Consider the following 10,602-nt stretch of genomic DNA (forward strand, 5'->3'; position numbering starts at 1 on the left):
CAAATATGCACAATTCGTATTGCGTAATTAACCCAGTGCGCGCTGATACTGCAGGATTATTTGGTCAGTTATCTGTTCTGATTTAGCGTCGATTATTTGGCGTTCGGTTTTCTCACTGAACCAATCCAGAGTTTTTTTAATACCCCTATTAAAAGGAATAGTGGCACAGAAATCAGGCACAGCTTGTTTAATTTTACTGTTGTTAAAAATCACGCTGTGAGACTTGTCACCCAGCAATGTGCCGGTGTAATCAGGGGCAATGTGGCAAATAAAATCTGAGGGAATGTGCACGATATTAGGCTCCTTTCCTACTGCTTGTGCCACCGCGTGGTTGATTTGATCCCAACTGAGGCTTTCATCGCTAGTGATATGAAAAGCATGACCGATTGCAGGTTGTAAACCAAGTAAACCGACAAATCCTTTGGCAAAGTCACTGGCATGAGTGATGGTAAATAAAGAGGTGCCATCACCTTGAACAATAATGGGCTTACCGCTTTTAATGCGTTCGATAACGTTGTAATGAGTCCATGCACCAAAAGGCAGTGGGATCACTGTATCGTAAGTCAGTGAAGGCCTGACGATAACCATCGGAAAACCCGTCTCTCGATAGGCCTTTACCAAGGCATCTTCGCCAGCAATTTTATCTCTTGAATATAACCACCAAGGATTTGCTAAGGGGGTAGACTCGGTAATGAAGGGATTCGATACGGGTTTTTGGTAACACGATGCCGAACTGATAAAGACGTACTGCTTAGTATTATTGGCAAATAAACCGATGTCTCGCTCTACGTCTCGTGCGGTAAACGCGATCCAATTTACCACTACGTCCCAGTGTTGTTTTGCGAGTATTTCTTGTGTTGCTCTTTCATTAATGTCGCCAATGATAGTATTCGCACCGGGTATGGTAACCCCTCGGTTGCCGCGAGTGAGTAAGGTGAGATCCATACCCAGTTGCACGCAGCGTAGACTCGTTTCTGTACTGATATTGCCCGTACCACCAATAAATAATACTTTCATGTTGATCCTTTTTGATATGAATGATGCAACTCTTGCTGAAGCGAGTTCAGCGCCGGGCATAATGGCTTACAGATGACCTTGTTAACGCATCAACGTCAGCGTTACATGACTGCCTTAAAGCTTAACCTTCGTTTTGCCCTCAATACAATGTTAAGAAGAACATTGTTTTTTGTTAGTCATATTTATATTTGTTAGAAAATAAAGATATTAATGTATGAATTATTATGTCAATCAAAGATGTTATGCTTTTGTTTAACGGTTAAAATAAGCCGGTAATGTTATTAATATTGTGCCATCGAATTGTGTTGAAGCAGAGGTGAAGTAAATGAGAGTAACCTCGGCTCTCGCGAACCGTCATTCAAGTTAAAATTGGAACGCTATGAAAACTCTATCTGATATTGGCCTAATAGGCCTTGCTGTTATGGGTGAAAACCTAATTCTTAATATGGCTAGTAAAGGTTTTACCGTTACGGCTTATAACCGTTCGACTGATAAAGTAGAAAACTTTGTCAATGGTCGTGCCAAAGGTTTGTCTATTCGTGGCGCTTATTCTGTTGAAGAGTTAGTGCAATCTCTTGAACGTCCTCGCAAAGTGATGATCATGGTTAAATCAGGCGCACCGGTTGATGCGACTATAGAACAGCTCATTCCATATTTAGATAAAGGTGACATCATCATCGATGGTGGTAATACCCATTTCCCTGACACCATCCGTCGCGAAAAATACTTGGCTGACTTAGGCATTCATTTTGTTGGTGCGGGTGTATCTGGCGGAGAAGAAGGCGCCTTAACTGGTCCGTCAATTATGCCAGGTGGTTCAGAGGAAGCATGGTTGTCTGTTAAGCCCATTTTTCAAGCTATTTCTGCCAAAGTGGATGACGGTTCTCCTTGTTGTGATTATGTGGGACAAAACGGCGCAGGTCACTTTGTAAAAATGGTTCACAACGGTATCGAATACGGTGATATGCAATTGTTGTGTGAAGCCTATCAAATCATGAAAGAAGTACTGGGCATGTCAGCTGATGAGATGCATGAAGTCTTTAAGCATTGGAATACCACTGAATTAGATAGCTATTTGGTAGAAATTACTCGTGATATTTTGGCCTATAAAGACGAAGACGGTTCGCCACTGGTTGAAAAAATACTTGATACCGCAGGCCAAAAAGGCACGGGCAAATGGACAGGAGTTATTGCTCTTGATTTAGGGGTGCCATTAACCCTTATCGCTGAGTCGGTTTTTGCACGCTGTATTTCAGCCCTTAAGAGTGAGCGCGTTGAAGCGTCTAAAGTGTTGAGTGGTCCGGTTAAGCAATTTGACGGTGACAAAGCCGCCTTCATTGAAGATTTGCGTCAAGCGGTACTGGCCTCAAAAATCGTCTCTTATGCTCAGGGTTATACTTTGATGCGCGAAGCCGCAAAAGAGTTTAACTGGGATTTAAACTACGGTGGCATTGCGTTAATGTGGCGTGGAGGCTGTATTATTCGCTCGGCCTTCTTAGGTAAAATAAAAGACGCCTTCGATAAAAATCCGGCCTTAAATAATTTGTTATTAGATGATTATTTCACTAATACCGTAGTTAAAGCACAAGAAGGTTGGCGCCGCGTGGCCATGAGTGCCATTGGTAACGGTGTACCTGCACCTTGTTTAACTGCTGCGCTAAATTACTTTGATGGCTACCGCACGGAGCGTTTACCCGCAAACTTGTTGCAAGCTCAGCGTGATTACTTTGGTGCCCACACTTATGAGCGCACAGACAAACCTCGTGGTGAGTTTTTCCATACCAATTGGACAGGTCGAGGCGGCAATACCGCTTCTTCTACTTACAATGCTTAATAGGGTTGATGCGTTTATTTAATTTCGTAGTCATCAAGTAAACAAAAGGCCTAAGCAACTAAGTTGCTTAGGCCTTTTGCGTTTTTAGCGAGTTTATTCGTTAGCCACTGTTATTTATTTTTATATGTGTACCACTGTCGCAATGCAACAAGTGATTCCCCGAACTAATCGAATACACTGCGCATTGATATATACTAAGCAGACTCTGTGCCAATACTTTTTATTGTTTAAAATCAATGATTTACTTTTAACGTTATTTGCTAACCTTATGTTTATGCACGATATCAGTGAGATTTAAGGGCCCGCCTCACCAAAGTGGTGAGAGTAAAACCGTAATGCGCTATTGCTCACTGATAAAATCTTGCCATGCCAGTATTAAATGATGAAAGTCATCCAGCCCGCAGCCCTCTAATAAGGGATCTTCAAACTCCGTTCCCTCGGGAAGCGCGTCTTCATCGGCGAAACCAACAAACAGAGCAGCAATTTCTACTTCATATTGATTTAGTTGTAAGCGGTAGTCCTTGCCAACAAATTCCGCCTCTTTTTGTTTTAGTTGCTGCAATGAGTCAACTAAAGCTAGGAGGGTGTCGATTATGTGCTTATCTTCACCCACATCATGAGTCAGCCAATCACCAAAAGCGGTCACTTCACATTTTGCAAAAGGCGTACTGCCTGTGTCTCGAAAAAATTGGTAATCCATGAATCGTTCACTTCTATAAGTCAGTAATAGCTATGGTCTTGGGGAAACGTATCTTTAGAGGCTTGTGGTTAATTATCTTATGTAAGCTCAAGGCTTGATAAGACATGTCGTGTTAAAAAACGTTTCCGCTGCGGTCTAATTCAGTTAAGTATACGCGCACTTCAAATTCGAGTTGATGATAATTAGGTAACATGTGTTGGCAAAGCTGATAAAAGGCCTTGTTGTGTTGTTTTTCTTTTAAGTGCGCTAACTCATGCACCACAATCATGTTTAAAAATGGCTCGGGCGTATTCTTAAATAAGGTGCTGACCCGCAGTTCATTTTTACTTTTAAGCTTGCCGCCCTGCACGCGAGACACATAACTGTGTAAGCCCAAAGCCTGATTAATAATGTGGATCTTGCTGTCGTACATCACTTTGCTCAGCGGCTGAGTTTTTTTCATATAGTGATTTTTTAGTTCAATGACATAGTCGCGCAGGTCGCTGTCATTGGCCACATTATGCACTTTTGAATACTTACTTCGTAGCCAGTCACCTAATTGTTGTTTTTCAATTAAGTCTGCAATTTGCTGCTGAATGTGTGGGGCATAATGCGCGAGATAGGGCAGTGAATCCGACATAAATAAACTAAATAAACATTTTTGCGCAATTTTACCTTAGTTATTGGTCTGCTACGTACTTATTTTATGAGGGTCGCTAAGGGCCTGTGCGACCGATAAACAGCACAGGCCTTTGAAGTGATTATTGCCTAAAGGTTAAGCCCAAAGAGGCAAGTGAATCAGCGCGTTTTTCCATTACGTTTGATTCGTGTTCTACGATATTTGCCTGCTCAAGATTTATTTTAGAGGCATCATTAATGTTGGTGAGATTGCGGCTTATCTCTTGGGAAACCATGCTTTGTTCTTCAGAAGCGGTCGATATCTGCGCCGCTAAATCAGCAATAATTGACACATCATCATACACTTTAAACACAAGGTTACGAGTTTCGCTGGTTTCTTTTACGCAGTCTTCAGCGGCATCTTTGCCTGTGTGCATCGTTTTCGACCACGTCATTAGCGTGGTCTGAATTTCGTTAACTGAAGTTTGGATTTGCTCTGTGGCTTTTTGAGTACGGCTTGATAGGGCTCTGACCTCGTCCGCTACCACAGCAAAACCGCGACCTTGTTCACCGGCACGAGCCGCTTCAATGGCCGCATTTAAAGCCAGTAAGTTAGTTTGGTCAGCAATACCTTGAATTTCTTGCATGATATTGCCAATTTTTTCAGCTTCGCTGGCCAGCTCTGATGCGGCACTGGCTGACTTAGAGACATCCTCAGCAAGATCTGACACTTTATTCATGGTACGTGTCATCGAGTCAGTGGCGACTTTACAATCTTTATGCACAGACTCTACTTTTTTCGAAGTGCTTACGGTATTCGTTGCAACTTCACTGATTGAAGCAACCATCTCTTCAATGGCGGTAACCACTTGGTGCAGCTCGTTAGCTTCTTTTTCAACGCCTTTTTTGGCCTCAATTGAAGCGTTTTTCAATAAAAGCACACCGGCCTTTAAGGTATCGGTGCCATCGACAACTCTGCCTAAAATGGTTTTGATTCGACCCTCATCCATTTTCTTCGAGTAGTCAGCCACACTGCTTACGCCATCACCCGAATAGATCAGTCTTGAAACACTGTCATAACTTTCTTGCTGTTCTTTTAAGTAGCGTCTTAAATCAAATAATTCGCCTTTAAACACTAGGTAGGGTAGGGCTACTAACACAAAAGCGATAACAGGAAAAAATATAGCGGCTGAAGCCAAAACTAAAGCAGCAACTATAAAAATAATGTCTTTGGTATGACTCATTGCACTCAAGGACTTTACTGAGGTGTTTTGAGTATTTAATTTACTGTAGAGGCTTTCGGCCCGGTCTCTGAATTCAGGCTTTAACACTGTGCGTACCGATTGATAGCCGGTGAGTTGGTTTTTTTCGTAAACCGGTGTAACAAAAGCATCAACCCAATAATAACGCCCGTCTTTACAGCGATTTTTTACTGCACCGCGCCATGCTTGTTTCGCTTTAAGTTTGTCCCACATATCAGCAAACGCCGCTTTGGGCATATCGGGATGACGTACCACATTGTGGTTTTGCCCTATCAGCTCCTCAACGGTGTAACCTGCTATCTGACAAAACTGGGGATTTGCATAAAGAATAACGCCTCGGGTATCGGTTACCGAGACTAACTCTTCGCCTTGGTTGAACTTTACTTCTTCATTGATAATATTTTGGTTCCGCTTTGACATGCAAGTTTTCCCACTGTCGTTAGATGATTTTTTATCGGCGCACACTAGTTATACCTTAGTTTTTAACCATAGAAGATATAGTGCTGCGAAGAGATTCTGGATAAGATGTGTTCCAAGTTGCACTTGAAGACAACATCATTGCGCTATTCATTAAGACTATGTCTATATTGATAATTGTCAAAATTAAATGTGATTTATAATTGTGAGAGTTTTTTTGGTACTAATTATTTGAAATACAGCATGATTTTCATGCACCTAAGGTGAGCACGTGATTAAGAACATTGCCGTTGTTGGGGCTGGAATTGGCGGCTTAAGTTGTGCCTTAGCACTGGTTAAACAGGGTTTTATTGTCACTGTTTATGAACAAGCTTCAAGCCTTTCAGAAGTCGGTGCAGGCTTACAATTAAGCCCAAACGCCATGCGGGTATTGCATCAACTTGGTGTGGCTGAATCGTTGTCCCGTTACGCGTTTAGTCCAGAAAACGCTGTGATGCGTCACTTTAATAGTGGTAAAAGGTACTTTTCAGTGCCGTTAGGGAAGGCCTGTTTACGCCAGTTTGGTGCTGAGTATTGGCATGTGCACCGCGCTGATCTGCACAAGGTGTTACTCAACGCCTGCCAGCAACTGCAAATTAGTATCAAATTAGGCAGTGTCATTACTACTTACGTTCAGCAAAATGACAGCGATGCAGTAACGTTGACTTTAGCCAATGGTGACGTGGCCGCCTATGACTTAGTGGTTGGTGCCGATGGTATTCATTCAAATGTGCAGGCGACTTTATTGGCAAATGCGGGTCTGGATTCTCAGGCTAGGTTTACTGGGCAAGTGGCGTGGCGCGGGACGGTAAAAACAACTGATTTGCCAGCAAACTTGGTAGAGCCAAATGCGAATCTTTGGGTTGGTCCGGGTAAACATTTTGTGAGCTACTATCTGCGAGGTGGCGATCTGGTTAATTTTGTTGCTGTTGAAGAACGCAGCAAGTGGCAGCAAGAATCTTGGACCCAAGAGGGTGATATAGCAACACTTCGTTCATTGTTTAGTGATTGGCATCCTGAGGTGCAAGAAATTCTGGCCGCCACTCAAAAAACCTTTGTTTGGGCCCTACATGACCGCGACCCGCTGACAACGTGGACAGATAAAAATGTCACCTTGCTGGGTGATGCATGTCATCCGATGTTGCCGTTTTTAGCCCAAGGAGCCGCAATGGCAATTGAAGATGCCTATATGTTGGCAGGTCTGTTAAAAAAATATCCAAACAGTGAGCTTGCGCTACAAACGTATCAAGCTGCTCGCCTTAAGCGAACGCGTAAAATTCAGTTAAAAGCCCGCCAAAATGCAGCCTTATATCATATGAGTGATGGGGTAAGCCGGGTAAAGCTTAAGGTATTAGCAGGCTTATCTGCCGCAAATATAAGTTCTGTGTTAGCAGCTAAACAATTGCACACTATATATGCCTATGACGTTAAGGCCGCCTTAGATAATGAATGAGTTCAGCGCTTAATAACAGGCATCAATAGCGCCTAAGGCACTTTTGCATGTTATGCTCAATATACATTCAAGCATGCATTACCTTTTGCTTATGGTGATTTAAACAATGCAAGATCAAATCATTCGTTCAACAAACCTTGAGAGAGGGCGCTATCAAGACATCGGTTTGATTCTCGGCCCCATGGTTTTTTTGCTCTTTATTCTTATTCCTCAGCAAACCATGAGTCAAGCCGCTTGGTATACCGCGGCGGTAAGCTTATGGATGGCCATTTGGTGGGCAACAGAAGCTATTCCTGTACCTGCGACCGCACTTTTACCCATCGTCGCCTTTCCTATGTTAGGTATTGCCAGTCTTAAAGATGCAACATCAGGCTATGCAAATCCGATTATCTTCCTGTTTTTAGGTGCTTTTTTGTTAGCGTTGGCGGTAGAGCGCTGGAACTTACATAAACGCATAGCGCTGAGTATTTTGAGCGTGACCGGTACTAACGGAAAACGTTTAATTGGGGGATTTATGCTGGTGGCGGCACTGTTATCCATGTGGATGACCAATACCTCGACTACCATGATGTTGCTGCCTATTGCCTTATCGGTCACGACGGTCATTGCTGATAACATTGAGGGCTTAAGTGCTAAACGCAAAGGCGCCTTTCAAGTGGCGATGTTGTTAGGTTTGGCTTATGCCGCCACTATAGGTGGTATGTCTACTTTAGTTGGAACACCACCTAATGCTTTGTTAGCTGCCTTTATTCAAGATAACTACGGCATCGAAATGTCGTTTGCAAGATGGATGGCTTTGGGCGTGCCGATTATGTGTTGCATGTTACCCATCACGTGGGTGTTGTTAACGCGAGTGGTGTTTAAAGTGGATATCCCCGCCAGCCAGCAAACTCAAAACCACATCCAAGCCTTGAGACGAGAATTAGGCGTTATCACTAAACCAGAGAAGCGTGTGGCCATCCTTTTTTGTTTAGTCATTGTGTTTTGGATCATGCGCCGGCCTTTAGCAACGTGGTTCAACATCGATTATTTGAGTGATCCGGGTATTGTAATGACGGCAGCGATTTTATTGTTTGTGATCCCAAATGGCGGAGTGCCCGTCCGTTCAGGTCGTTCTCAACCTAGCCCTTTTGAAAAACTCATGACCTGGGAGCAAACTCACCAATTACCTTGGGGAGTATTGATTTTGTTTGGCGGTGGATTGAGTTTAGCTGCCAGTGTGTCGTCTTCTGGTTTAGCGCAGTGGTTAGGTGAGAGTTTAATGCCCTTGGGGAGTTTTGGCATACTGACTTTAATTATCGCCGCTACTGGCGTAGTGATATTTTTAACAGAGCTAACCAGTAATCTAGCCACCACTGCCACTTTTTTACCGGTTATGGCCGCCGTTGCTTTGCAACTTGATATATCGCCTTTGTTGCTGTGTATCCCCATCACACTTGCTGCAAGCTGTGCTTTTATGTTGCCTGTTGCAACCGCACCTAATGCGATTGTGTTTGCCTCAGGCAAATTAACCATTCCGCAAATGGTGAAAGTGGGCGTGTTATTAAATATGATCGGCATGGCACTGCTAACGGCCGCAACCGTGTGGTGGTCACCGTATATTTTTTCTTAGGCAATTCGAAGTGGTCGACACAGGGCGACCACTCCTAAGCACTGAGTTTATTTTACTTGTTGATAAGCCCAGTCTAACCAAGGTAACAAGGCTTCAATGTCATTATTTTCTATTGTGGCACCGCACCAAATGCGCAAGCCCGCGGGCGCATCACGATAGGGGCTGATATCAAATGCCACCTCATGTTGCTCAAGTAATTTAATTAAAGCCTTTACTTGCTCAGGCGCTAAATTTAAGCGTAAACACACGCTCGTGTTTGAACGTGTACTTTCGTCTGTAGCTAAAAAATCGATCCAGTCACGGGCTTCAATAAAGGTTTCTAAACTGGCTAAATTTTGTTTACTGCGCGCGATAGTGGCAGCTACGCCGCCAATAGATTCGACCCACTGTAATGCATCAAGATAATCCACAACGCATAACATTGACGGGGTGTTAATGGTTGCGCCTAAGAATAAGTCTTCAATTAATTTGCCGCCGCTGGTCATACGGAATATCTTAGGCAACGGCCAGTTTGGGGTATAGCTCTCAAGCCGTTCAACCGCACGAGGGCTCAATATCAGCATGCCATGGCCGCCTTCACCGCCCAATACTTTTTGCCAGCTATAGGTAATTACATCCAGTTTTGCCCAATCCATGTCTTGAGCAAATACCGCTGAGGTGGCATCACAAAAGGTCAGGCCTTGGCGATCATCCGCTATCCAATCAGCATTGGGTACTTTGACACCCGAAGTCGTACCGTTCCATGTAAATACCACATCGTGGTCAGTGTTTACCTTCGCTAAATCGGGTAGATGACCATAGTCAGCATAAAAGGTACGCACATTGTCGAGCTTTAATTGTTTGTTAATGTCGGTGGCCCAACCTTGTCCAAAAGACTCCCAATACACCACATCAACTGGGCGTTGGCCGAGCATCGACCACATGGCCATTTCCATGGCTCCGGTGTCTGAAGCAGGCACCACCGCAACACGATAACCTGGTGGCAAACCCAAAATGCGGGCGGTATCTAAACAGGCTTTTTCTAAGGCTTTTTTGCCAATAGGCGCACGATGAGAACGGCCCAAAACGCTTAAATCAAGCTGACTGACATCATAACCTGGACGTTTAGCACAAGGGCCAGAAGAAAAATTGGGATTAGCGGGTTTTATTGAAGGATGCATGTGGCTCTCAGGCAATTCTAGTCAAGTGTTGTAGGTGATATTCTAGCTTATAGCGCTTTAAATTAACGAGCAAATATTCAAGTGAAATGAGCTAGAACTAAGTGTGAATGTTACCGATACTACGATTGTACAAGGAGGCATTCTTTAAAAAATCTGCATTTAGCAGCACTATTAAATGGTGTTACCCTAAGGCTCAGTGAGCGAAGGTGGAGTTGTATATGTGGTTGCAAAAAGAAATAAGACTCGGCCCTAAAAGAAGAGGGTTTCACTTAATTACACAAGAGGTGATGACACAATTACCTGAACTGACAACGGTGGACATTGGTTTACTACACGTCTTTATTAAACATACCTCGGCCTCTTTGACTATCAATGAAAATGCGGACCCAACAGTGCGCGGTGATTTTGAGCGCTACTTTAATCATGCTGTGCCTGAAGATGAGCCTTACTATCAGCATGTAGATGAGGGCAGTGATGATATGCCTGCGCATTTAAAAAGCAGTATATTAGG

The 10,602-nt window shown here is 43.6% G+C and carries 9 protein-coding genes; 4 read left to right on the forward strand and 5 right to left on the reverse strand.

The window, feature by feature from the left end:
• Positions 1 to 27 precede the first annotated feature (27 nt).
• Positions 28 to 1,017 (reverse strand): NAD-dependent epimerase/dehydratase family protein, encoded by a 990-nt coding sequence (locus NWQ57_RS10665; RefSeq protein WP_306022134.1) that lies wholly within the window; start codon positions 1,015 to 1,017, stop codon positions 28 to 30.
• Between the two features lie 379 nt (positions 1,018 to 1,396).
• On the opposite strand from NWQ57_RS10665, the gene gnd reads away from it, so the two are divergent.
• Positions 1,397 to 2,851: a decarboxylating NADP(+)-dependent phosphogluconate dehydrogenase gene (gene gnd / locus NWQ57_RS10670; RefSeq protein ID WP_306022135.1), complete on the forward strand. Its 1,455-nt coding sequence runs from the start codon at positions 1,397 to 1,399 to the stop codon at positions 2,849 to 2,851.
• A 340-nt stretch (positions 2,852 to 3,191) separates the two neighbouring features.
• On the opposite strand, the gene NWQ57_RS10675 is transcribed toward gnd, so the two are convergent.
• The 3 genes from NWQ57_RS10675 to NWQ57_RS10685 form a co-directional block, all read right to left on the reverse strand.
• On the reverse strand, positions 3,192 to 3,551 hold the full coding sequence (locus tag NWQ57_RS10675) for a YacL family protein (protein ID WP_306022136.1): 360 nt from the start codon (positions 3,549 to 3,551) through the stop codon (positions 3,192 to 3,194).
• 112 nt (positions 3,552 to 3,663) lie between these two features.
• Positions 3,664 to 4,170, reverse strand: a complete 507-nt coding sequence (locus NWQ57_RS10680; RefSeq protein WP_306022137.1) for a M48 family metallopeptidase — start codon at positions 4,168 to 4,170, stop codon at positions 3,664 to 3,666.
• Between the two features lie 121 nt (positions 4,171 to 4,291).
• Entirely contained in the window at positions 4,292 to 5,830 is a 1,539-nt protein-coding gene (locus tag NWQ57_RS10685; protein WP_306022138.1) for a PAS domain-containing methyl-accepting chemotaxis protein, read from the reverse strand.
• Positions 5,831 to 6,098: 268 nt separating this feature from the next.
• Here NWQ57_RS10685 and NWQ57_RS10690 point away from each other — a divergent pair, with 268 nt between their 5' ends.
• Entirely contained in the window at positions 6,099 to 7,319 is a 1,221-nt protein-coding gene (locus NWQ57_RS10690) for an FAD-dependent monooxygenase (protein ID WP_306022139.1), read from the forward strand.
• A gap of 106 nt (positions 7,320 to 7,425) precedes the next feature.
• Positions 7,426 to 8,931: an SLC13 family permease gene (locus NWQ57_RS10695; protein WP_306022140.1), complete on the forward strand. Its 1,506-nt coding sequence runs from the start codon at positions 7,426 to 7,428 to the stop codon at positions 8,929 to 8,931.
• Positions 8,932 to 8,978: 47 nt separating this feature from the next.
• Here the strand turns inward: NWQ57_RS10695 and NWQ57_RS10700 are convergent, their stop codons facing one another.
• Positions 8,979 to 10,091: a phosphoserine transaminase gene (locus NWQ57_RS10700; RefSeq protein ID WP_306022141.1), complete on the reverse strand. Its 1,113-nt coding sequence runs from the start codon at positions 10,089 to 10,091 to the stop codon at positions 8,979 to 8,981.
• Between the two features lie 218 nt (positions 10,092 to 10,309).
• Here NWQ57_RS10700 and NWQ57_RS10705 point away from each other — a divergent pair.
• On the forward strand, positions 10,310 to 10,602 hold a 293-nt coding region (locus NWQ57_RS10705), incomplete at its 3' end, for a secondary thiamine-phosphate synthase enzyme YjbQ (protein ID WP_306022142.1).

This window comes from Paraglaciecola sp. (assembly GCF_030730205.1).
Taxonomy (GTDB): Bacteria; Pseudomonadota; Gammaproteobacteria; order Enterobacterales; family Alteromonadaceae; genus Paraglaciecola.

Coding starts and splice junctions, on each gene's coding strand:
- NWQ57_RS10665 (WP_306022134.1), bottom strand. CDS start 1,017: ATGAAAGTATTATTTATTGGTGGTACGGGCAATATCAGTACAGAAACG.
- gnd (WP_306022135.1), top strand. CDS start 1,397: ATGAAAACTCTATCTGATATTGGCCTAATAGGCCTTGCTGTTATGGGT.
- NWQ57_RS10675 (WP_306022136.1), bottom strand. CDS start 3,551: ATGGATTACCAATTTTTTCGAGACACAGGCAGTACGCCTTTTGCAAAA.
- NWQ57_RS10680 (WP_306022137.1), bottom strand. CDS start 4,170: ATGTCGGATTCACTGCCCTATCTCGCGCATTATGCCCCACACATTCAG.
- NWQ57_RS10685 (WP_306022138.1), bottom strand. CDS start 5,830: ATGTCAAAGCGGAACCAAAATATTATCAATGAAGAAGTAAAGTTCAAC.
- NWQ57_RS10695 (WP_306022140.1), top strand. CDS start 7,426: ATGCAAGATCAAATCATTCGTTCAACAAACCTTGAGAGAGGGCGCTAT.
- NWQ57_RS10700 (WP_306022141.1), bottom strand. CDS start 10,091: ATGCATCCTTCAATAAAACCCGCTAATCCCAATTTTTCTTCTGGCCCT.